The sequence below is a fragment of the Pseudarthrobacter sp. AB1 genome (assembly GCF_014926485.1).
GTDB lineage: Bacteria > Actinomycetota > Actinomycetes > Actinomycetales > Micrococcaceae > Arthrobacter.
This window is the reverse complement of sequence record NZ_PZKO01000005.1, coordinates 62,003-83,306: the sequence shown is the minus strand read 5'-3', so window position 1 is coordinate 83,306 and position 21,304 is coordinate 62,003. Positions and strand designations below refer to the sequence as shown.

The following is a 21,304-nucleotide window of genomic DNA, read 5'->3' as shown; positions in this document are numbered from 1 at the left end:
CTGCTACTGGTCAGGGGAGGAATGCTGTGCCATGTGGACCGCGGCCTGCGTCCGCCGCTCGAAACCCAGCTTCGCAAGCAGGGACGAGACGTAGTTCTTCACTGTCTTTTCCGCGAGAAGCATACGTTCGCCAATCTGACGGTTTGTCAGACCCTCCCCGACAAGCTCCAGCACCCTTCGCTCCTGCCGGGTGAGCGACGCGACCCTTGGGTCCACGCGCTGAGGTTCTGCCAGTCCCTGAACGATCCTGGCTTTCAGGTCGGCATCAAACAGGGATTCACCCCTGGCAGCGCGACGCAGGGCACCGATCAGGTCCGAACCCCCTATTTCCTTGAGAACGTACCCTGAGGCCCCGGCCAGGACCGCACCGCGGAGCGCCCGCTCGTCGTCGTAGCTTGTAAGAATCAGGCAATTGATCGTTTCGTCAACTGAATGGACATCGCGGCAGACCTCGATGCCTGTCCCATCCGGCAACCGCGCATCAAGGATTGCCACGTCCGGCTGCAGTGCGGGAATTCGGCGTGTCGCTTCGGCGGCGGAGCCGGACATACCGACGACGACGAATCCCTCGCTCTCCAGGAGGTCCTGGAGTCCTCGGCGGACCAGTTCATGATCGTCAAGGATGAACACCCTGATGCCGGTGTTGGGCGAGGCAACCTCGTTCTCCGATGCTGCAGTGGCGTTCATTCCAATCCCTTCCGCGCTGCCGTTCCAAGGGCACCGAAGGTGCCCCTTCCTGTGCCTGACTCATTCTTTAGGAACAGCCAAGATGCCACAAGGGCCGAATGACCCGAACGGCTGGCGCCCGGACGCTGTGACCCATGGCCCTACCCCTGCCGCTGGAACCGGGAGGTCGTTGTGCCACCGGCCGTTTCGACAGCGGAAACCTCCAGGAGGACGAAGCGCGCTACTCGGACCTGCACGAATGACCACACTGTCGGCACTGCGCCGGCTGGGTATCCAGGAAACGCTTCTCCTTACCGGCGACGCCTGGAACGATGCCCTGGTGCTGGCCGCAGCAGACATCGGGATTACCATGGACGCCAAGGGGTCAACGGCGGCGAGCGAGTCCGCCGACGTCGTCATCATGCTTGACGACCTGTCCAAGGCGGCGCTGGCCGTCGAAATCGGACAGCGCACAGTCAAGATTGCGCTGGCGAGCATCTGGACCGGCGTCCTCTTCAGCATCGGGCTGATGATTGCAGCGGCATTCGGCTACATTCCCGCCGTAGCCGGCGCCCTCCTTCAGGAGTTGGTGAACTTGGCTACGATCCTGAACGCCCTTCGTGCCCTGGCTGGTGACACCCAGGTCCCGGGGAGTCCAGCGGCGGCCACCAGCGGGACGGGGGATTGATAACAAAGCGCCGGCCGGTGATTTCCGTCGGTGTTACGCGGACAAGATGCTCCTTGCTGCCCGCCTGCCAGGGTGAGAGCCCGGCGTCTGCTGCCTCCTGGAAGTCCTTCTGCGAGTCCACAACCTCAGCAGTTCCCTTGATGATGACACTCCAAGCGATGGTGCCGTAGGTGTTCAAGCCGTCAGCCTCCAGCGCGACTGGATTGCCACTGAACACAGCGTCCAGTTTGGTACCCGGGCCGGTGCGGAAGACCACGGTCCCGTGGTCGGGGACGTAGTTCACGGGGAAAATTTCCGGCCCTCCGTCAACGGTCAGAGCGACCCGGCAGACCGACGCCGATCGGAGGTACTTCCAGCAGTCATGAATGTCCAAGGTTTCCGTTTCCGGGTCTGCGTCGTTGCCGTGCATGCTGCCGGGCCGCTACTTCTTGTGCTTCATGCGTTGGATGGGGGTTATCACTGTGGGGCATGGCAGATGGGTCAGAACCCCGTGGGCCGTGGAACCCAGGAGCAGCCGTTTGAAGCCGCCCCGGCCGCGGCTGCCGAGCACCAGCAATTGGGCGGCGGCTGCGGCCCCTACCAGCGCCGCGGCCGGTTCCTTCCTGGTTTCCATGATTTTGTGCACCACAAGGTCCGGGTAGTCCTCGCGGAGCCCGGCCACTGTCTCGGACAGGACGATCTGCTCCTCTTCGACAACCAGTTCGGCGAGGCTGCTGGAAGGAAGGCCCGCCTTGACCCAACGGTTGGGGCCGGTGAAGGCGTACAGCACCGTAACCTCCTGGCCCTCCCGGTCCGCCTCGGCAGCTGCAAAGGCAACGGCCTGGGTGGATTCTTCCGAACCGTCAACGCCCACCAGGATTCCGCTGCGGCCCTCAAGGTCGTCCATTTCGACGACGGCAACGGGGCACTTGGCTGCGGCGGCGACGTGCAACGCCCGGTCGGTCAGCGAACCACCCAAGTGGGCGGCCCCGGACCCGACCACCAGCATCGACACCTTGCTGGAGTACTTACGCAGGGAGTCGCCAATGCCTCCTTCCAGGACTTTGGTCGTGACCTCTACCGGGACGGTGCCCCTCACCCGCCCGGCAGCGGTTTCCACCAGTTCTTCAGCCTTCTCCAGCAGCACTCCGGTCCAGGGGATGGGTTCTGCCACCCAACGGTCGTCAACAACGTACAGAATGATCAGCGGCAGGCCAGCACTGGCAGCCCGCCGGGCAGCCCACCGTACGGCTGCCTGGCTTTGCGGAGAGTCGTTGGTGGCGACGGCGATCGGTTCAGACGTTCTCACGGAGGCTTGTCCTCTTATCTTTGTCGGGGCTATGAACAACTAGTACGGGGCAGTGCGCACGGGCGACACAGGCTGAGCTGACGGATCCCAGGAGCAGGCCACCGAATCCTCCATGGCCACGCCTGCCAACAATAATCATGTCGGCGTGGCGGCTAGCATCTATGAGTGAGTCTCTGGGGTGGCCCCGTACGACGCGTGGAGTGACATTCGGCGGAATCTCGTGCCCGAAGGCCTGTTCCATGGCGTCGTTGAGGATGATCATGACGCGTTCCTCGAAACGGTCTATGCCCATCGCCACGTATCCGGCGTAAACCTGCGGATCATCCCAGTAGGCGGTGGCCAAAATCTTGGCCCCCAGGGGGACAGCCAACCGCTGGGCCTGCCGAAGCGCTTCCACGGAGGCCTCCGATCCGTCCACCCCCACCACAAACGTGGCAGCCTCCGACGCTGAGTCTTCCATGTCCAATTCCCTTCACTGCGCGTTTGCTGCCTCTCCAGCCTGCGGCCTGGAACATCGGACCTGTAGGGCCGAAAGTCACCTAGAAACTCGAGGAACTGCCTGAGCCGGAGAAGCTTCCACCGCTGCTTCCGTAAGCGGTGGTTCCGCTGCCGCCCCTGGCAGTGCTGACGCTACCGACGCCGGTGTTCAGGCCGGAGTTGAAGGCAGGAATTGAGAAGAAATAGTAGGACGGGTAGACGGTGCCGAGGATGCTGGGTTCGTAACTCCGTGGGTGGCGGTGGTCCGGGCCATCCTGCGCATTCTTCATCTCCTTGCGCATGAGCTTGGCTTCCCGTTCGGTTTTGGCAAAGCCTTCGATCACGGTTTCGGCATGGTTCTTCAAAAGAGCGGAAAGGTGGCTCCGCCTGTCACGAAGGTTGTCGAGTGCCCTTTCCGGTGCGATCGTCCCGTCCGCGAGCTCGGCGGTCCAGCGCTCCATCTCGCGGAGGCTCTCATCTCGGAAGGACCTGAGCGCCGCGGCGGTAGCGGAGTCCCCTTGCCCGTTACGTTTGCTGAGGAGTTGCTCCAACCTCGCCAGATCACTTCGGAAGGGCGCCAACTGCCGGTCCCAGGCAGTGGGCCATATAGTGAACCTGTTGAGCAACGCATTGCTGTCAGCGATAACGTCGTCCAGGGCATCCAGATCGGCCGCCGCGTCTGCATACTCCCGGCCGCGCCGGTCACCCACGCGGTGACCAAGAAAGCAGCTGACTGGTACCAGGGCTGGTTGATCAGTTCGGCCCAGCGCCGGACACCGGCGACGGTCCCCTCGTCCATTGGGCGTCCCGCAGGAGATCCTTGGCAGCATTCTGAATGTCATCGCGTCGTTCCAGGGAAACCTTGCGGTCCTCTCCCATGTAGGTGCCCACATGCCGGCCTACAGGATCGAGGGCGAAGATAAAGCGACCGTCGGCCCATTTCTGGCCGTCGGGGCTGATCCAGTCAGGGTGTTCGGCCCGGGCGAACCTGAGAACCCCCTCATTCTGGTTGTCCGCGACATTCCCGTTGTACGTGTACACAGCCACCTTGGTGTGCTTGTGGAACTCGATCGCAGTGGTCGCCGGGACGAGGGTGTCGCGGTCGAGAACTCCCGCCCGGTCCTCCACAACGACGTCGATGGGCGTGACTGCGAAGGCTGCAGGGCCGCTTCCCAGCAACATCGCAACCACCAGCAGCAGCAGAAGCCTGAACGTCTTGAGCATCAGGCAACCGGCCGAACGATTTTTGTCTGCCATTTCAAGGGATCGGGCTCCGTGGAAGGTCCTCTCAGGTAGAACTCCCACGTCATCGCCGGGCATGATCGCTGCGACTTCGTCGCCGGTGGCGCCCCAGGTGAGTTGCCAGGGCCGCACCTAACGCCAGTAGCTCGTCGCGAGGATGGCGGCCGCCCCGATGACCGCCACTGGCAGGGCGTGGGCGGCGGGGTTCTTTGTCGGCCGGGTTGGCGGCAGCGCGATCTCCGCGGGGTCGACGACGGCACCGACAGGGACAGGGAATGCTGTGACGCTCATGATTCTTCTTTGCTGACATTGGAGTGTTCCCGGTTTTGTGGCTTCGCGGTCGGTGGTGAATCCGGGGTTCATGTCGTTGCAAGATAGGGGCCCGACGCCCTGTTGGGATGGATGTGTCTAAGCATTCTTCTCAAGTCAGGAACCAGGAGCCTTGAATCAACCTGGCGGGCATGGAGGATACCGTGCGTATCGCCGGGCTCGTCCGCGCTCCGGCGTCCAGGCTTGAGCGGGTCCGGATGGTTAGGTGACCGTGAGGTGGGTGTACATCCCGGCCCAATAGTGGCCCGGGAGATTGCAGAACAGTTCATACCGCCCTGGTGCAAGATCCAGGCTGATCCAACCGGCCGCCGTCGGGAGGATGCCGTTTCCTTCGCCTTCGGCGCAGGTGGCGGCGGCCTCAGCCAAACTGCCACGCTCATCGATTTTTCCGTCCCGTCCGACCGGGCGGGTTCCTACAATTTGGGTATCTGCCAACGGGACGATCATCATTTCGTGGGGGATGTTGCCGGTGTTGGTGACGAGAAAGGACACCTCGCCGCCGGCCGCGGTGGCCCTGTCTGCGCTCAGAAGCATGCTCCCGCGCATCATCCCGGAACCACCCATCATGGCACCTCCCATGTCGGAGGCCGTGACGCTGATGACCGTTCCGGCGAGATCGGGCGCGGTGCATCGGACTGATTCGGGAAACGCGGAGCCCGGGTTCGTGCCGCCGCTCACGAAAACCACGACCAGCATGGACACGGCAGTCAGGACAAGCGCTGCGATGGCACCGAGGAAAACCTGCGCCTTGCCGGATAGGGTTTTCATTGCTTATTTCGAAGGACGGCGCGGCGCTCACTGAGCTCGTTCGCGTCGATTTCGCCGCGGGCGAAGCGTTCGTTGAGGATCCGTTCCGGGTCACTGTTCGGAGAGTGCGGAGGCCCGTATGAACCACCGGCCCCGGGCCGTCCGCCGCGGATCAGAAGAATCACCACCGCCGCCACCGCTCCCCAGAACAGCAGCATCATCATGGCCATGACCACCCAGCCGACGATGCCCCCGTCGCCATACCATCCATACATCATGTCCGGACCTCGTTCTCCTCGTTGGTGACTGCTGACGCGCTTACATCATTGCCTGTGCCGGGTCGGGAAAATAGGGTCCTTGGTCCCATAAGATGTCCTCCTGCCCTGTTGTCAGGTGCGCGGCCCTGGTCGAACTTCAGGCGCGGTTCCTCGTCGGGCAGCATCTTGTCCATCTTGTAGTGGCCGGTAATGCCCTTGACGTTCCCTGTCAAGTTCAGCGTGTTGAATCTATGAAGGCAGGGCAGCGGGTGCCGAGTCAGAACAGATCGGCCTGCTCGCCCGGATTGAAGTGGCCGCCCGCATAGCTTCGTTCGGTGCGACTTCATTGGGACCGTGAGCATGGCTTGCAGCCCGCTCACACGTTTCGGTACTTGTCTCAAGGACGACAAAACGCCGGAGGGCGCCCCGATACCCCCTGTTGAGGTCGGAGCTCACTGGACCAAGTCCATCCGATGAATAAATCGACCTTGGGTCGAACCGCCCGTACCGTTCGGGCTCGGCTGCTTAGTTCAAGTCCCGCTGCCCTACTCCAGTCCCGGGCGGCTGGCGTCGTCCACGGATCTGTGCCACATCATGGGGGTGGTGACGCTGAAACGCCTGCCAGTTACCGCCTGGGGAGTGATCCGGATCAGAAGGTCTTGTCCAACTCCCTGCCAAGGAAAAAGTGCGCGACGGATTTCGTCCATGGCTGGACCGGTGGGCGTAGTCTCCTCGGCCCGGCCCTTGACCACAACACTCCAGGCAAAGCCGAATTCGGCGCTCACAGCATCCGCCTCCAAGGCAACAATGTCGTCGGCTTCAATCGCCTGCTGCTTGGTTCCGCTGCCGGTGCGAAAGACGAGGGTCTGGTTATCTACTGTGAAGTTCACCGGAAAGACGTCTGGATGGCCGTCTACGATAACCGCGAGCCGTCCCAGGGTCGTTTCACCAAGTAGCCTCCAACAATCATCCAGATCGAGAATCTCTGCCTCGGGCACTATGTTCTTTTCGGTCATGTAGCGATCCTATGCGGTGTTGCTCGACGTGGCAGGGCCTAAAGCCGGAATATCGGTGAGGCTGAAAATCGTCCTCGTACCGCCGGTCAGAACCTCCAACAGGAGCAGGGACTTGTGCCGGGTCAGAAGCGCTCTGGCTGCTCACCCAAGTTGACGTGCCCCCCGCTGATTCGCGACGGTTCGAATTCCACGTAAAAGTCCTTGAGCGTTGGAATCCATGTCTGGAGCTTTTCAGTGCCTCGGCGGCGGCGATGTCCAAACTCTGCTCAAGGACCTTGGCTCGTCCCTTGACTAAAACACGCACCCTCGACGCTGAACGCCTCACCGAGGCGATTACCAATGCGCTCGGGCAGCAGACCGTCACCGTAGTGGAACCAACGCTGCTGGCATCGAGTCCCCAAATCAAGCGAACAGTTGATGGCCTTTGAGGCATCCCATCTTGGTGATGACGGCATTGCTGCACGCATCCCACCGGCCGGGGCAATGGCTGAATCCCCTATGCTGGGGCGCATGGAAGCCTCACAGCCCACGGGCGCCAAGCTGGTCCTCACCCTGACGGTAAACCCGGCGCTGGATATCAGTACCTCAACTGAGCAGGTGGTTAGCGTTCATAAGCTGCGGTGTGGCACGAGCCGAGTGGACCCCGGCGGCGGGGGCGTGAACGTGTCGAGGGTAATTCAGCGGCTTGGAGGGCGGAGCTTGGCGGTTTATACCGCAGGCGGTCCCGTGGGAGAAGCCTACCGCCGGCTTATCGAAGCCGAACACATTCCCAGCATGGTGGTGCCGATCCAAGGCAGTACCCGCCAGAACTTCACTGTCGATGAGACGTCAAGCGGGAAACAGTACCGGTTTGTCCTCGAGGGTCCTGAGCTTAGCGATGCAGAGTGGCGCGCCTGCCTGGATCTCGTTGCCCAGGCCATCCCGGCCGGTGGGTATATGGTGGCCAGCGGCAGCCTGCCCCCGGGGGTTCCGGAGGATTTTTATGCGCGAGTGGTGCGCCTGGCGCGGGAGGGAGGTGCGCGGTGCATTGTGGATACCTCAGGACCTGCCCTCACCGAGGCGCTTGCCGAGGGGGTTTTTCTGGTCAAACCCAGTAAGCGCGAGCTGGGAGTGTATGTCGGAGCAGCGCTGGAAAGTGAAGGGAGCCAGGTCGAAGCAGCCGCCGCGCTGGTCGCCGACGGGTCCGCGGAGTACGTCGCTCTGACACTCGGCGAGGCGGGCGCCGTGCTCGCCTCGAAGTCCGGCGTTGTCCGCTTGCCGGTTCCAGCAGTGCAGGTGGTCAGCACGGTCGGTGCCGGCGACAGTTTTCTCGCGGCATTTGTGCTTCGGCTCGCGCAGGACCGTTCTGTTGAAGATGCGTTCAGGGCTGCCGTCGCTGCCGGGAGCGCGGCCGTGATGACGCCGGCCACGGAACTGTGCCACCGGGGCGACACGGATCGCCTGGAGGCTGAACTGTCTGCGGCAACACCCTGACTGCCGTGGCGTGCACGGATGCTGTTTGCCGCAGCCGGACGGGCGCACGGTGGACCGCACGCGGGCCCGTCTCTAGAGTTTTTGGCATTACTGACGCAAGCGGAGGTAGAACATGCGGGTGGCCGTTTACAGTACGAAGCCCTATGACGAGGAGTTCCTAACTGCGGCAAATCTCGCCCACAGGCACCATCTCTCATTCCTGGAGCCCCGCTTGTCCCTTGACACGGTCCCGCTGGCGGCGGGTGCCGAAGCGGTCTGCGCCTTTGTCAATGACGATCTCAGCGCCGGGGTGCTCGACGGCCTCGCCGGACTGGGCGTCCGCCGGGTGGCGTTACGTTCCGCGGGCTTCAATCATGTGGACCTGCAGGCGGCGGCGCGGCTCGGGATCTCGGTGACCCGTGTTCCCGGCTACTCGCCGCACGCGGTGGCCGAGCACTGCGCGGCACTGGTGCTGGCATTGAACCGCAGGACCCATCGGGCGTACAACCGGGTCAGGGAAGGTAACTTTGCGTTGACCGGGTTACTGGGCTTCGATCTCTTCGGCAAAACCGTGGGCATCGTAGGGACCGGCCGGATCGGGAGCTGCTTCGCGCGCATCATGATCGGCTTCGGTTGTCGCGTGGTAGCAAATGATCCATATCCTAACGAGGAGTGCCGGGCTATGGGGGTGGAGTACGTGCCACTGGAACCGCTCCTGGCACAGAGCGACATCGTGTCACTGCACCTGCCCCTCACACCGCAGACCTATCACTTCATCGAAGCTGAACGGCTGGGCAGCATGCGCGACGGCGTCATGCTCATCAACACAAGCCGGGGCATGCTGATCGACACTGCCGCTGCAATCAACGCACTCAAGCAAGGGAAGCTGGGCTATCTGGGTTTGGACGTATACGAGGAGGAGGCTGACTTGTTCTTCGAGGACCTCTCCGACCAGGTCCTGCACGATGACATCTTTTCGCGGCTGCTCACCTTCCCGAACGTGCTGATTACCGGCCACCAGGCATTTTTCACGCGCGAGGCCATGACCAACATCGCGGCAACAACGATAGACAACCTCACAGCAGCGGAGCACGGCGCGGCCCTGAACAAGGTCACCGTTGACGATGTCGCACGGTAACCAAGGCTGACGTGCTGGCCCTCTTAGCCGTCACACCGGTACTGCTGGTGCTCGTGCTGATGACCGTTGCCGGATGGTCGGCCGCCCGGGCAGGGGCGGTGACAGCGACGGTCACCCTCGTACTGGCCGCTTCAGCGTTCGGCTTCGGCGGCCCGGCGGATCAATTCACCGTGATCTCCGGAACGGCCGGCGTGGTGGCAGAAGCTGCGTTCATCGCCCTCACGGTGGCAGGGATTATCGGCCCGGCGCTAGGCATCCATTACCTGCAGCAACGGACCGGGGCTGCGGAGCGGCTGCGGGCAGGCCTGGCCCGGCTTCACCCCGATCCACGGCTGGGCGCCTTGGTGGTGGCTTGGTTCTTTGCCCTGTTCCTCGAGGGTGCCGCCGGGTTCGGCACCCCTGTGGCGTTGGCTGCACCGTTCCTGGTGGCCGCGGGCATGCCGCCTGTTGCGGCGGTAGCGGCGGCCTTGATGGGCCACGCCGCAGGTGTTTCCTTCGGAGCCATCGGCACACCCGTGTTGGCCCAGACCGCACTCGTTGAATTTTCCGGGGCGGACCTGGCCAGGGCCACTGCTCCGTACCACGTTATTCTCGGAGGAGTCCTGACGGCCGCAGTGGTGCTGACCATCGGACGTGCTGTGAAAGGTGACCGCAGGCTCTGGACCTGGGGCGTCCTGGCCGCTGTTTCGTTTTTTGTGCCCTACGCGCTGATTGCCACGTTCGTGGGCCCCGAACTGCCCACCCTCGGCGGGGCCCTTGCCGGCGTCGCCGTTTTCGCCGTCGTGCTTGTCCGACGACGGCGGCAGGAGGCATGCGTATCCGGCGCCGAATCCGCGGGGCCGGGAGAGCGCTTGGCGCTGTTGCGCGCAGCCACCCCGTACCTGGTCCTGGTTGCACTGGTTCTTACCACCCGCCTCATTCCCCCGCTGCGCGGGGCCCTGGAGGCCGTGACCGTGGCGTGGGAGACCGGCACGGGCTTTTCCGGCAGCGTCCGGCCGCTGTTCCACCCGGCCATGTTGCTCACGGTGGCCTTCGTGGCCGGGGCGGTGGGGCAAAGGGCCTCCGGGCGCGAGGTCCGGGAGGCTTTCCTGACCGCAACGAGGCAACTCGGACCGGTGATGGTGGCGTTGGTTGCGATGGTCACGATAGCCCGCACGATGTCCCATGCCGGGATGACCGATGAGCTGGCCTTCGCTGCCGCCGGGATCGGCGCGGCATGGCCACTGCTCTCACCCGCTGTGGGGGCGTTCGGAACTTTCGTCACGGGCTCTGCCACTGCCTCCAACGTGCTCTTCACTGAACTGCAGGCCACTACCGCCAACGCTGCCGGGCTTCCCGCGCTGCCCCTCCTTGGGGCGCAGGGATTCGGCGCCGCGGTGGGCAATATCGTCTGCCCACACAACATTGTGGCTGCGGTGGCCACGGTGGGCCTCACCGGTCAGGAGGGCAAGGTACTGCGGGCCACGTTCCCGTTAGCCGCCCTCTACGTGGCACTCGGGGGCCTTCTGGCGCTTGCCTTCACTCGATGAGATGCGTCCCACAGAAGCAGGCGGAGATGTTTCCTCGGGCCCATCGCGGGTCAAAGCGGGTAGCCAGACCTACCGTGCGGGCGGACGCCGCTGAGGAACCAGTGAGCACCCGTGCCCATCAGCAGGAAGCCGATGACACCGATGATCGTGATCTGCGTAGAGATCCCTGTGATGACCAATGCGAAGCCAGCCAAAGCGGCCAGAAGGCCCCATACTGAGCGGGCAGCCATGCCGCGGGGTTGTCCTGACTGCATTTCGAGGTTCAGCTCCGGATCGGTCGCGGCCAGGTCCTGTTCGAGCTTCCCCAGGCGTCTGCGCTCTTCATCCGACAGTGGCACGGGAACCTTCCTCCCCAGAACTGCGGCAAGGAACCCAGCGCCGGGAACGGGCGCCGATTACTCTGCCATGGGCGCCGGCCGGGCACGGTACGGTGCTTGGCTTCATTATCTGCCTGTTCCCGGACACTATCCATAGGCCTCCTATCTCGCGGGTGAAGGTCGCCACGAGTGGCCGGGAAGACGGGGCTGCCCGGCTGACGGTCCCAGGTTGCGTGGCGAATGGGTTGCGGTGCCGTTTCCCGGGAAACGCTTGCCGAATTGAATGTGCCCGGGAAGACTGAGGCAATGGCAGCCCGGTTCGCGGCATCCGCTCCAAGCCCAGTGAAGCCTGCGCCTTGGCACGCTTTGAGTTCCGATGACGTTTTCGCTGGGCTGTCGTCGGGTCCGGAGGGACTCAGCGGCGCCGAAGCTGCCCGGCGGCTGGCGGACGCCGGTCCGAATGAGCTGAGTATCGCCGGCGCGACTCCGTGGTGGCGGGTGCTCCTTCGCCAGTTCATCAGCCCGCTGATCGGGATCCTGCTGGTGGCCGCCGTGGTGACCCTGATCCAGCAGCACTGGGTGGACTCCGGCGCGATCTTCCTCATTCTGTGTATCAACGCCGCCCTGGGATTCGTCCAGGAGCGCAAGGCGGAGGCGGACGTCAGGGCGCTCCAGTCGCTCTCCACACCGTCCTGCCGGGTGGTCCGTGACGGTAGCGAACAGGTGGTCCCGGGACGCGACGTCGTCCCTGGCGATGTGGTGCTGCTCGAAAGCGGGGAACGGGTCCCCGCCGATCTCCGGCTTGTCGAAACCAACGGCCTTCAACTGGATGAGTCCATGCTCACCGGCGAGCCTTTCGCGGCCACCAAACACACAGAACAGCTTCCGGCCGATACCGGTGCAGCGGACCGGGCAAATATTGCCTTCAGCGGCACGTTCGTTGGCAGCGGCCGGGGCAGGGGCGTTGTGATTGCGACCGGCGCCGGAACCGCGCTCGGTGAAATCAACGCCCTCGTCCAGGGCCCGCCCGGCAAGTCACCGCTGCAGCTGCTCACCCACAGCCTGGAACGCCGTATCGGCCTGATCGTCCTCGCCGCACTCGTCTTCATCTTCATCGCCGGGCTGGTGCTCGGCAACGACGTTTCCACCATGTTCCGCACCTCCGTCGGCCTCGCGGTGGCGACTATCCCCGAATCCCTACCGATCGTCCTTACCGTCGCGCTCAGCCTCGGCGTCTCACGGATGGCGAAACGAAACGCGATCATCCGCACCCTGCCCGCCGTCGAAACACTGGGCTCCACCAACGTCATCGGATCCGACAAAACAGGGACCCTGACCGAGAACCGGCTGACCGTGGAAAAAATCTGGACCACAGCCGGCCTGCTGGACATCTCAGGTGGGGACGACGACGACGGGGTAGCGGACCCGCCGCTGGTCCGGGCCGTTCTGCGCACCGGTGCCCTGACCAACGAGGCGACGCTCACCTCCGAGGACGAGGACCTGGAGTACTCCGGGGACGCCGTCGACGCGGCCATGGCCAAGACCGCCGTGGCCCGGGGCGCCATCAATGAACAGGACCGCACAGCCGAACCCCTGGCCCACCAACCCTATGAACCGCACCTGAGGTACTCACAGACAGTTCATACCGATCCCCACGGACGGCGGACCCTGTATGTCAAAGGGTCCCCGGAAGCGGTGATAGACGCCGCCGGCACCATGGCCAATGATGACGGCGAGGGCCCGCTGGACCAGGCGCTGATCCATGCGGCCAACGAGGCAATGGGCCGGGACGGTCTGCGGGTCATCGCCACCGGATCCCGGATGCTGGACGACAACGAGGAACTACCCGCAGTGCTGCCGGTGCCGGCCGGCCTCAAGTTCCTGGGCATGGAAGGAATGACCGACCCGCCGCGATCCGGGGTGGCCGAGGCCATCGCGAAGTGCCGGCGGGCCGGGATCAAAGTCATGATGATCACCGGAGACCATCCGGTGACCGCGACGGCCATCGCCGGCCGGCTCGGCCTCCCGACGGACAAACCCGCACTGACCGGCACCGAAATGGCGGACCTGGATGACCACATGCTCACCGCCCGCCTCGAGCAGACTTCCGTCGCGGCACGGGTCTCCCCGGTAGAGAAGCTCAGGATCGTGCACGCCCTGCAGGCCGCCGGGAAGGTCGTCGCCGTCACCGGTGACGGCGTCAATGACGCCCCGGCCCTCAAAGCAGCCGCGATCGGCGTCGCCATGGGCAAATCCGGCACAGACGTGGCCCGCGAAGCCGCCGACGTCGTACTGACCGATGACAACTTCGTCACCATCGTGCACGCCGTGGAAGAAGGCAGAGTCACCTTCGCTGCCATCCGCAAAACCACGTACTTCCTGCTCTCCACCGGGGCAGCCGCCCTGGTGGCCGTGACCTTGAGCGTCTTCGCCGGCACACCTCTGCTGTTCCTGCCCGTGCAGATGCTCTGGATGAACGTGGTGACCAACGGCGTCCAGGACATCGCTCTGGCCTTCGAACCGGCCGAGGGCGATGAACTCAGCCGACCTCCCCGGCCCCCGTCCGATGGGATCCTCTCCCGAACCCTCTGGTTCCGGGCCGGAATCACCGGCGCCTGGATGGCCCTGGCCGTGATCCTGAGCTTCATCGTGGAACTGCACAACGGCTACCCCGAAATCCATGCCCGGACCCTCGCGCTGACCATGTTCGTGATGCTCAGTTTCTTCCAGGTCTTCAGCTCCCGGGCCGAGAACAAGTCCCTCTTCCAGCTCCGGCTGCTGGCGAACAAACCGCTCCTCTACACCTCCCTGGCCGCCCTCGCGCTGCACTGGGCCGTCATGACCTGGCCCGTCACCGCCGGGCTGCTGGAGCTCACACCGCTGAACGCGTGGGAATGGCTCCTCTGCGCGGCCGTCGGCTCAACGGTGCTGATCATCGTGGAAGCCGAGAAAGCCGTCCGGCGCTGGTCCCACCGAAATGATGCGTCAGCGACATGACTGGCGTTCCGAACCGCGGCGGAACAGTTCCCGATGACCCGGGCCTAGAGACCGGCTCCCGGTTTCCGGGGTGGGCCGGCGCCGAGTCCGGCAGCAGCGAGTGGCTGCTGAGTTACGATGGCTACGATCCGGAGGTCGAAGGCCTGCGCGAGGCACTTTGCACGGTCGGCAACGGCTACTGGGCCACCCGGGGGGCCGCGCCGGAAGCCGACGCGGACGATGTTCACTACCCGGGGACCTACCTGGCCGGGGTGTACAACCGGGTGCGGACTGACCGGGGCGGGCATTCCGTCGAGGACGAGCATATGGTCAACGCTCCCAACTGGCTGCCGCTGTGGTTCAAAGTGGTGGACGGCGCCTGGTTCCATCCGGGAACCGCCCGGATTCTGAGCTATTTGCAGGAGCTGGATTTGCGGAGAGGGGTGCTGACCCGCGTCATCCGGTTCAGCGATCACGCAGGGAGGACCACCAAGGTTTCCTCGCTGCGGTTCATTTCCCATTCCGCCCCGCACATCGCCGTGCTCAGTACGACTTTCGAGGCCGAGGACTGGTCGGGTCCCATGACCGTGCGTTCCGCGATCAACGGACGGGTTGCAAACCGGAACGTTGCCACGGACCGGTTGCTGGCGGGTCACCACCTCCTGCCACGTCAAGTGGTCGAGCTCGATAGTGAGACGGTGCTGCTGGACATGGAAACCAACCAATCCGGCATCCACGTAGCGACGGGCGTCCGCACCCGGGTTTTCGACGGAGGCAGCCTCCTGACGCCCGCCCGACACTTTCTCCGGGAAGACGCCGGATGGGTCGCCCACGAGTTCAATCTGCAGCTGGAGCAGGCGCACCCGGTGCGGGTTGAAAAAGCCGCTGCCGTCTACACTTCCCGCGACCGTGCTATTGCCTCCCCAGCCCTGGCGGTGGCCACCGCATTACACCGACTCGGCGATGCAGACAGGCTGTTGGCCGCCCACGAGCGGGAATGGCAGATTCTGTGGGAGGTGTTCGCGGTATCCCTGGACTCCGGCAGGAGGCAATCGCCCGCGCTGAACCTTAATACCTTCCACGTCCTGCAAACGGTGGCTGCCGCTGACGTGGACCTGGATGCAGGCGTGCCGGCCCGCGGCCTGCACGGGGAGGGGTATCGCGGGCACATCTTCTGGGACGAGCTGTTCGTGTATCCCGTTCTCACCCTCCGCCGCCCCGACCTAAGCCGCGCGTTGCTCGGATACCGTTACAGGCGGCTGAACGAGGCGCGCGCGGCCGCACTGGCTGCCGGTTTCGAAGGCGCGATGTTCCCGTGGCAAAGCGCCATTGACGGGCGTGAGGAGACGCCCACGGAACTTTACAATCCCTACAACAATCAGTGGATGCCGGACAACTCGCAGCGCCAGCGGCACGTGGGCCTCGCCCTCGCCTACAGCGTGTGGCACCACTACCAGTCCACCGGTGACACCGCGTTCCTCATCCAACAGGGCGCCGAGCTCATCCTCGAGGTTGCGCGGTTCTTCGCCAGCCTTTGCAGCTACGACGCACAAGAAGACCGTTACGACATCGGGGGCATCATGGGGCCGGATGAATTCCACGACGGGTACCCCGGCTTACCCGGGCTGGGGCTGCGGAACAATACCTACACCAACGTGATGACCGCCTGGGTCCTGCGTCGGGCAGTTGAGACAGCCGGCCTGCTCGAAGGCCGTTACTGCGAACCGCTCCGGAACCGGCTCGATATACGGCCCGACGAGATACACCGGTGGAAACACATCAGCCGCCGGCTGCGCGTTCCGTTTCACCCGGACGGCGTCCCCAGCCAGTTCGAAGGGTACGAGGACCTGCCGGAATTTGACTGGCGCGGCTACCGGGCCAGGTACGGCGCCCTAGGCAGGCTGGACCTGATCCTGGCAGCTGAAGGCGACAGCACCAACAACTACAGGCTCTCGAAGCAGGCCGACGTACTCATGCTCCTGTACCTCTTCTCGGCCGAGGAGCTCCGGGACCTGCTGGACGACATGGGCTACCAGTTCCCACCCGAAGCCATCGTACGCACAGTGGATTTCTACGGGGCACGCTCAACGCACGGTTCGACACTAAGCAACGTGGTGCACTCCTGGGTGGAGGCCCGGCGTGATCGGGAACGGTCCTGGACATTCCTCACCCAGGCACTTGAAAGCGACCTCGCCGATATCCAGGGCGGCACCACCCGGGAAGGGGTCCATCTGGGAGCCATGGCCGGCTCCATCGACATGGTCATCCGCTGCTACACCGGACTCGAAATCCGTGACGACATCCTGCGATTACATCCGGCGCTCCCGGACCAGCTCACCGACGTCGCGTTCTCCATCAACTACCGTGAGCAGCCGATCCGGATCGAAATCAATAAGACCAGGCTGCGTCTGGCGCTGCGCGCCGGCGGCGCCAAACCCATCAACGTCATCATCGAGGGACACCCGGCAACACTTTCACCCGGACAAACACGCGACTTTCCGATCGGGAGGCGCCAATCCGTACCACCCCAGTTACCCGGGGGCTGGGCCGAGAGTACCAAGGGAGTTGGGGAATGAACCAGTTACACCGGATATTGGCCGGCATCGATTTTTCGGCCGGGGCCGGGCATGCGGCCGACCATGCCGCCCTCGTCTCGAAGAAATCGCGCCCGACCAATGTCCAGCCCTCAATAAGTCCAGGATTCACTCGACCACGTCACACAAACAGGCGCCGCACCGCGACAAACTTGGCGGCTCACGACACGTTCAGGAGGACCGGGCCCACAGCGGCGATTCAGTCCTCGACCGGATTCAGCCGATGCGGGGCTTCCGTCGCCACGCTTCAACCCAGCAGGCCAGGCACGATCAGCAGGGCGGTGGGCAGGGCCAGGAGCAGGGCGCAGCCGGCAAGCACTAGCCCGCGGGCGGCGGCAGGCAGTTGCGGCTGAGGGGACAGCAGCCGGCTGACCCGGGACATCGTGGTCCGCGCAGAACCTGAGACGGCGCCGGCGGGTGCCTCAAGCCCATCCAGGGCAAGGCCGGGGTGCGCGGACGGCACGGCGGCGGCCGCCATTCCCGTTGCCATACCAGCGCCCATACCTCCTGTGGGGCCGCTGGCGACTATGGCGATCGCCTTGATGAGCGTGGCGTTGCTTTCTGTCTTGAGCGCTACGTCGTCAGCCAGCATTTCGATCAGCGAGTTCACCGCCTCCTGCGCGAGGCGGGTGGTGGGCAGCCAGGGGAGCGCTTGGCGCCATGCGGCAAACGCCCAGAGCAGGAGATGGTGGCGCTGGTTGAGGTGGGCATTCTCGTGGCTCAGGACCGCCCTTAATTCAGCCGGTTCCAGGGCCGCCATCAGGCCGTCCGAGAGCACCGTGACGGAGCGGGCCCCGCCCGGCAGGCAATAGGCAACAGGTGAATCGTGGCTGATGACCACTGTTCGGTCTGCGTCGACGGACGGGGCGGCCAACAGGGCCAGGAGCTCCCGGTGCCGACGCCGCTGCCGCTCGATCCTGTAATACGTCAGCAAGAGGGTGAAGACCAGGTGGGCGGTGAGCAGCGCCGCGGCGGACAGGGCGAAGAGATGCCAGAAGCCCAGTGCCGTGGTGGGCGCGTTGAAGAGGACCATGGCCGCCAGTCCGCGCAGCCCGGAAATGAGGTTGTCTCCGATCGGTTCGAGCCCGTAGACCAGCATGGCGCCGATCATGGACAGTCCACCCGCGAGTGCTATTGCCTGCCACAGCAGCATGGCCGTGAACGGTGACCGTGCAGGCCACGAGGCACGGGAAAGCAGGATAGGCACTGGCCACGCCAGGACTATCGCGAGGACCGCCAGCAGGTACGAGGTCCAGAACATGGTCCCCTAGATGTGGCCAAGCAGTTTGCGCAGGGTTTCCGCTTCACTGTCCGTGACGGAGCCGATGAACCGTGCCAGGACGGCTTCGCGGTCGGGCGCTGAGCCCAGGACTTCATGCATCAGTTCCGCCGTGTGGTCTTCCCTGCTCGAAACGGCCTGGTAGCGGTGCGGCCGCGTACCGCGTTCCCGCTCCACCAGGCCCTTCTTTTCGAGCCGCGAGAGGACGGTCAGGACTGTTGTGACGGCAAGCTCCTTGCCTTCATGCCCTGCGGCATCCCCGTTTGCTTCAGTGGTTGTTGCCAGTCTGTCGCGCAGGGTATTCGCTGTGGCTGCTTCGTGGCCCGCCCAGAGCAGATCCATCACTGCCCGTTCCAGTTCGCCAAGACTTGCCATTGCCATACATCCTTCGATTTTCCCCGCACCGGGCCGTTGGCGGCCGCGGTGACTGCACCAGCGCTACATATACAAGAACAAATTTACCTGTTTTTCGGCTGAGTTTCTACGTACGGTAGAACAGTCGGCGCGCCGCGGCCTTGTGGGCGCCACTTCCACATGGAACTGTTGGTTTACAGTGCTCGCCGCATTGTTCTACACTCTGTAGAAGTCAAAGTTCTACGAACCGTAGAAAAGTCGCACCGCCAACCCGAGGGACTGCTGTGGAAGCTCTGGAAATCGCACGCTGGCAATTCGGCATCACCACCGTCTACCACTTCATGATGGTGCCCCTCACCATCGGGCTGGGCCTGGTGGTCGCCGTGATGCAGACGCTCTGGCACCGCACCGGCAATGAGGAATACCTCCGGATGACCAAATTCTGGGGCAAGCTCTTCCTGATCAACTTCATCATGGGCGTGGCCACCGGCATTGTGCAGGAGTTCCAGTTCGGCATGGCCTGGAGCGAGTACAGCCGCTTCGTTGGAGACGTCTTCGGGGCGCCGCTGGCGCTGGAGTCGCTGCTGGCCTTCTTCGTCGAGTCCACGTTCCTGGGCCTGTGGATCTTCGGCTGGAAGCAGCTGAAGCCGGCCATCCACCTGGCCTGCCTCTGGGTGGCCGTGGTGGGATCGGTGTTCTCCGCGTACTTCATCATCGTAGCCAACAGCTGGATGCAGCATCCCGTGGGCTCGAAGATTATCGACGGCCGGCCGGTCATGACGGACGCCTGGGCAGTCTTCACCAACAACACCGCACTCGTGGCCTTCCCGCACACCCTGATGGGCGCACTGGCCGTTGCCGGCGGCTTCCTCCTCGGCATTGCCTGGTACCACCTCTGGCGCAGGCGCACCGACGGGATCGACACCGTCGGCGCCGACGGGAAGGTGATTCCCGGCGAAGCAGCCATCCCCGGCCGTGACCGGACCGATTACAAAGTCTGGATCCGCTCCCTGCGGATCGGCGCCGTCGTCGCCATGATCTCGTTCGCGGGCACCGCACTGACCGGAGACCTCCAGGGAAAGCTGATGTTTGAGCAGCAACCCATGAAGATGGCCGCGGCCGAGGCCGCCTGCCACGACGGTACGGGCTTCTCCGTGCTGAGCATCGGGAACCTGGGCTCCAAGAACTGCGATGACATCAAGGCCGTGATCGAAGTACCCGGCATCCTGTCCTTCCTCGCCAAGGGCGACTTCACCACCGAGGTCAAGGGTGTCAACAGCCTCCTGGACCAGTACAAGGCCGACTACGGAACCCACCTGCCCAACAACCCGATCTACGGAGAGCGGGCAGGCCAGGAGATCCAGTACGTCCCGGTCATGGAAGTCACCTACTGGGGCTTCCGGATGATGATTGGCTTCGGCGGTATTGCGGCGTTTGCCGCGCTCCTGGCGCTCTGGGTGACAAGAAAGGGCACGGTCCCGGCATCGCGCTGGTTGATGCGCCTCGCGGTGTTCGGCATCCTGGCCCCGTTCGGCGCCAACGCGGCCGGGTGGATCTTCACCGAGATGGGCCGGCAGCCGTTTGTGGTGGCCCCCAACCCGGACCTGAACGGCATCGACCAGGTGTTTATGTTCACCGCGGCGGCCGTCTCGCCCGGAGTGTCGGCCGGTGAACTGCTGACGTCACTGATCGTTCTGACCGCGGTCTATGCGGCGCTGCTTGTGGTTGAGGTCAAACTCCTGGTCAAGTTCATCCGGGGCGGTGTGGTGTCCGCGATGCCGGAACTTGCACACACCCCGGCCGACGAAAACGGGGACGCCAACAAGGGTCCGGGCACTGGCAAACCCGCCGACGACGTCCTGGCATTCGCCTACTAAGAAGAGCAGAGGATACTCGAGCATGGAACTGCTGCCCACCATCTGGTTCATCGTCATCGCGGTGCTTTGGACCGGCTACCTCTTCCTTGAAGGCTTTGACCTCGGCGTGGGAATGCTGATGAAGCTGTTCGCGCGGAACAACACCGAGCGCCGGGTACTGCTGAACACCGTCGGCCCGGTATGGGACGGCAACGAGGTCTGGCTCATCACGGCCGGTGCCGCAACGTTTGCGGCGTTCCCGTTGTGGTACGCCTCGCTGTTTTCCGCCCTCTACCTCCCGCTCCTGGTGGTGCTGGTTGCCCTCATCTTCCGTGCCGTGGCGTTCGAATACCGCGGCAAGGGTGACACCGACAAATGGCGCGCGCGCTGGGACTGGGCCATCACCCTGGGTTCCTTCTTTGCCGCCTTCGGCGTCGGCGCTGCCCTGGCTTTGACCACCACGGGCCTGCCGCTGAACGCGAACGGTGACCGCGAAGGCGGTGCGTTCGCGTGGTTCAGCGGTTACGCCGTGCTGGGCGGGCTGGCCGTGGTGGGCTTCTCCCTGCTGCACGCGCTGGCGTTCCTCGCGTTGAAGACCGACGGCGACGTGCGCCACCGCGCGCGCCGGTGGTTCGTCCGGCTGCTTCCGGTCCTGCTGCTGCCCCTGGCCGGCTGGGCACTGATCCTCCAATTCCTGGAGGGCAAGCCGTGGACCTGGGCGGCCGTGATCGTGGCCGTGGTGGCCGCGGTAGCCGCGTGGTTCCTCGCACGGCGTGGATCCGAAGGCAGGGCGTTTATGGCCATGGGGGTCTTCCTCCTCCTCGGCAGCGCGTCCATTTTCGGTGCGGTGTTCCCGGTGGTGCTGCCCTCCACCCTGGACCCTGCGTTTGACCTCACTATTGCCAACGCGTCGTCGTCCGATTACACGCTCGGGCTCATGAGCGTCGTGGCAGCCGTTGGGCTGCCCCTCGTGATCACCTACCAGGCGTGGACGTACTGGGTGTTCCGGCGGCGTGTCAGCGCGTCCCAGATTCCCACGGCCCACAGCTTCCTGCCGGCCATTGCCGTCAGGGCATTCACCACGAAGGGCTGACCGGC

Annotated in this window: 20 protein-coding genes and 2 pseudogenes; 9 read left to right on the top strand and 13 right to left on the bottom strand. The window is 64.2% G+C overall.

Annotated features, from left to right (window positions below; all coding sequences use genetic code 11):
* Window positions 1–3: 3 nt before the first annotated feature.
* The gene (locus tag DAD99_RS00770) at window positions 4–687 is read right to left on the bottom strand and encodes a response regulator transcription factor (RefSeq protein WP_193339938.1); all 684 of its coding nucleotides are present in this window, start codon (window positions 685–687) and stop codon (window positions 4–6) included.
* 286 nt (window positions 688–973) lie between these two features.
* Here DAD99_RS00770 and DAD99_RS00765 point away from each other — a divergent pair.
* A pseudogene (locus tag DAD99_RS00765) lies at window positions 974–1,354 on the top strand (heavy metal translocating P-type ATPase); the annotation flags it as partial.
* Here the strand turns inward: DAD99_RS00765 and DAD99_RS00760 are convergent.
* From DAD99_RS00760 to DAD99_RS00725, 9 genes and pseudogenes are all read right to left on the bottom strand, one after another.
* Entirely contained in the window at window positions 1,266–1,763 is a 498-nt protein-coding gene (locus tag DAD99_RS00760) for a pyridoxamine 5'-phosphate oxidase family protein (RefSeq protein ID WP_193339937.1), read from the bottom strand. The pseudogene DAD99_RS00765 and the gene DAD99_RS00760 overlap by 89 nt on opposite strands.
* Window positions 1,764–1,775: 12 nt before the next feature.
* On the bottom strand, window positions 1,776–2,642 hold the full coding sequence (locus tag DAD99_RS00755) for a universal stress protein (protein ID WP_193339936.1): 867 nt from the start codon (window positions 2,640–2,642) through the stop codon (window positions 1,776–1,778).
* On the bottom strand, window positions 2,629–3,102 hold the full coding sequence (locus DAD99_RS00750; protein ID WP_193339935.1) for a universal stress protein: 474 nt from the start codon (window positions 3,100–3,102) through the stop codon (window positions 2,629–2,631). The genes DAD99_RS00755 and DAD99_RS00750 overlap by 14 nt, the downstream gene beginning before the upstream one ends.
* Window positions 3,103–3,181: 79 nt before the next feature.
* Window positions 3,182–3,829 (bottom strand): DUF5129 domain-containing protein, encoded by a 648-nt coding sequence (locus tag DAD99_RS21445; protein WP_309233166.1) that lies wholly within the window; start codon window positions 3,827–3,829, stop codon window positions 3,182–3,184.
* Between the two features lie 57 nt (window positions 3,830–3,886).
* Window positions 3,887–4,301: pseudogene (locus tag DAD99_RS21440) on the bottom strand (DUF5129 domain-containing protein); the annotation flags it as partial.
* Window positions 4,302–4,493: 192 nt separating this feature from the next.
* The gene (locus tag DAD99_RS00740) at window positions 4,494–4,652 is read right to left on the bottom strand and encodes a hypothetical protein (protein WP_193339934.1); all 159 of its coding nucleotides are present in this window, start codon (window positions 4,650–4,652) and stop codon (window positions 4,494–4,496) included.
* Window positions 4,653–4,892: 240 nt separating this feature from the next.
* Window positions 4,893–5,459 (bottom strand): sulfocyanin-like copper-binding protein, encoded by a 567-nt coding sequence (locus tag DAD99_RS00735; RefSeq protein WP_193339933.1) that lies wholly within the window; start codon window positions 5,457–5,459, stop codon window positions 4,893–4,895.
* Window positions 5,456–5,716 (bottom strand): SHOCT domain-containing protein, encoded by a 261-nt coding sequence (locus DAD99_RS00730; RefSeq protein ID WP_193339932.1) that lies wholly within the window; start codon window positions 5,714–5,716, stop codon window positions 5,456–5,458. Before DAD99_RS00730 ends, DAD99_RS00735 begins: the two co-directional genes overlap by 4 nt.
* A 524-nt stretch (window positions 5,717–6,240) precedes the next feature.
* On the bottom strand, window positions 6,241–6,711 hold the full coding sequence (locus DAD99_RS00725) for a pyridoxamine 5'-phosphate oxidase family protein (RefSeq protein ID WP_193339931.1): 471 nt from the start codon (window positions 6,709–6,711) through the stop codon (window positions 6,241–6,243).
* Window positions 6,712–6,998: 287 nt separating this feature from the next.
* Between DAD99_RS00725 and DAD99_RS00720 the strand changes: the two genes are divergently transcribed.
* From DAD99_RS00720 to DAD99_RS00705, 4 genes are all read left to right on the top strand, one after another.
* Complete coding sequence (locus tag DAD99_RS00720; protein ID WP_193339930.1) at window positions 6,999–7,139, top strand: hypothetical protein; 141 nt, start codon at window positions 6,999–7,001, stop codon at window positions 7,137–7,139.
* On the top strand, window positions 7,129–8,184 hold the full coding sequence (locus tag DAD99_RS00715; RefSeq protein WP_309233165.1) for a 1-phosphofructokinase family hexose kinase: 1,056 nt from the start codon (window positions 7,129–7,131) through the stop codon (window positions 8,182–8,184). The genes DAD99_RS00720 and DAD99_RS00715 overlap by 11 nt, the downstream gene beginning before the upstream one ends.
* 112 nt (window positions 8,185–8,296) lie before the next feature.
* The gene (locus DAD99_RS00710) at window positions 8,297–9,301 is read left to right on the top strand and encodes a 2-hydroxyacid dehydrogenase (RefSeq protein ID WP_193339929.1); all 1,005 of its coding nucleotides are present in this window, start codon (window positions 8,297–8,299) and stop codon (window positions 9,299–9,301) included.
* Window positions 9,302–9,312: 11 nt separating this feature from the next.
* Window positions 9,313–10,830 carry an L-lactate permease gene (locus DAD99_RS00705; protein ID WP_193339928.1) on the top strand — a complete coding sequence of 506 codons (1,518 nt, stop codon included), beginning with the start codon at window positions 9,313–9,315 and terminating at the stop codon, window positions 10,828–10,830.
* A gap of 50 nt (window positions 10,831–10,880) precedes the next feature.
* On the opposite strand, the gene DAD99_RS00700 is transcribed toward DAD99_RS00705, so the two are convergent.
* Window positions 10,881–11,168, bottom strand: a complete 288-nt coding sequence (locus DAD99_RS00700) for a DUF3040 domain-containing protein (RefSeq protein WP_193339927.1) — start codon at window positions 11,166–11,168, stop codon at window positions 10,881–10,883.
* Between the two features lie 345 nt (window positions 11,169–11,513).
* On the opposite strand from DAD99_RS00700, the gene DAD99_RS00695 reads away from it, so the two are divergent.
* Entirely contained in the window at window positions 11,514–14,144 is a 2,631-nt protein-coding gene (locus tag DAD99_RS00695) for an HAD-IC family P-type ATPase (RefSeq protein ID WP_255527410.1), read from the top strand.
* The gene (locus DAD99_RS00690) at window positions 14,141–16,699 is read left to right on the top strand and encodes a glycoside hydrolase family 65 protein (RefSeq protein ID WP_193339925.1); all 2,559 of its coding nucleotides are present in this window, start codon (window positions 14,141–14,143) and stop codon (window positions 16,697–16,699) included. The genes DAD99_RS00695 and DAD99_RS00690 overlap by 4 nt, the downstream gene beginning before the upstream one ends.
* Window positions 16,700–16,964: 265 nt before the next feature.
* On the opposite strand, the gene DAD99_RS00685 is transcribed toward DAD99_RS00690, so the two are convergent.
* Together DAD99_RS00685 and DAD99_RS00680 are read right to left on the bottom strand one after the other, a co-directional pair.
* Window positions 16,965–17,978, bottom strand: a complete 1,014-nt coding sequence (locus DAD99_RS00685) for a M56 family metallopeptidase (RefSeq protein ID WP_193339924.1) — start codon at window positions 17,976–17,978, stop codon at window positions 16,965–16,967.
* A gap of 6 nt (window positions 17,979–17,984) precedes the next feature.
* Entirely contained in the window at window positions 17,985–18,371 is a 387-nt protein-coding gene (locus DAD99_RS00680; protein ID WP_193339923.1) for a BlaI/MecI/CopY family transcriptional regulator, read from the bottom strand.
* A 263-nt stretch (window positions 18,372–18,634) separates the two neighbouring features.
* Between DAD99_RS00680 and DAD99_RS00675 the strand changes: the two genes are divergently transcribed.
* Entirely contained in the window at window positions 18,635–20,227 is a 1,593-nt protein-coding gene (locus DAD99_RS00675; RefSeq protein WP_193339922.1) for a cytochrome ubiquinol oxidase subunit I, read from the top strand.
* 22 nt (window positions 20,228–20,249) lie between these two features.
* Entirely contained in the window at window positions 20,250–21,299 is a 1,050-nt protein-coding gene (gene cydB, locus DAD99_RS00670) for a cytochrome d ubiquinol oxidase subunit II (RefSeq protein ID WP_193339921.1), read from the top strand.
* The last annotated feature ends 5 nt before the right edge of the window (window positions 21,300–21,304 follow it).

Excerpts from the sequence above, each read along its gene's own strand:
- DAD99_RS00770 (WP_193339938.1), bottom strand. The coding sequence starts at position 687 with ATGAACGCCACTGCAGCATCGGAGAACGAGGTTGCCTCGCCCAACACC.
- DAD99_RS00760 (WP_193339937.1), bottom strand. The coding sequence starts at position 1,763 with ATGCACGGCAACGACGCAGACCCGGAAACGGAAACCTTGGACATTCAT.
- DAD99_RS00750 (WP_193339935.1), bottom strand. The coding sequence starts at position 3,102 with ATGGAAGACTCAGCGTCGGAGGCTGCCACGTTTGTGGTGGGGGTGGAC.
- DAD99_RS00740 (WP_193339934.1), bottom strand. The coding sequence starts at position 4,652 with ATGAGCGTCACAGCATTCCCTGTCCCTGTCGGTGCCGTCGTCGACCCC.
- DAD99_RS00735 (WP_193339933.1), bottom strand. The coding sequence starts at position 5,459 with ATGAAAACCCTATCCGGCAAGGCGCAGGTTTTCCTCGGTGCCATCGCA.
- DAD99_RS00730 (WP_193339932.1), bottom strand. The coding sequence starts at position 5,716 with ATGATGTATGGATGGTATGGCGACGGGGGCATCGTCGGCTGGGTGGTC.
- DAD99_RS00725 (WP_193339931.1), bottom strand. The coding sequence starts at position 6,711 with ATGACCGAAAAGAACATAGTGCCCGAGGCAGAGATTCTCGATCTGGAT.
- DAD99_RS00715 (WP_309233165.1), top strand. The coding sequence starts at position 7,129 with ATGGCCTTTGAGGCATCCCATCTTGGTGATGACGGCATTGCTGCACGC.
- DAD99_RS00710 (WP_193339929.1), top strand. The coding sequence starts at position 8,297 with ATGCGGGTGGCCGTTTACAGTACGAAGCCCTATGACGAGGAGTTCCTA.
- DAD99_RS00690 (WP_193339925.1), top strand. The coding sequence starts at position 14,141 with ATGACTGGCGTTCCGAACCGCGGCGGAACAGTTCCCGATGACCCGGGC.
- DAD99_RS00685 (WP_193339924.1), bottom strand. The coding sequence starts at position 17,978 with ATGTTCTGGACCTCGTACCTGCTGGCGGTCCTCGCGATAGTCCTGGCG.
- DAD99_RS00680 (WP_193339923.1), bottom strand. The coding sequence starts at position 18,371 with ATGGCAAGTCTTGGCGAACTGGAACGGGCAGTGATGGATCTGCTCTGG.
- cydB (WP_193339921.1), top strand. The coding sequence starts at position 20,250 with ATGGAACTGCTGCCCACCATCTGGTTCATCGTCATCGCGGTGCTTTGG.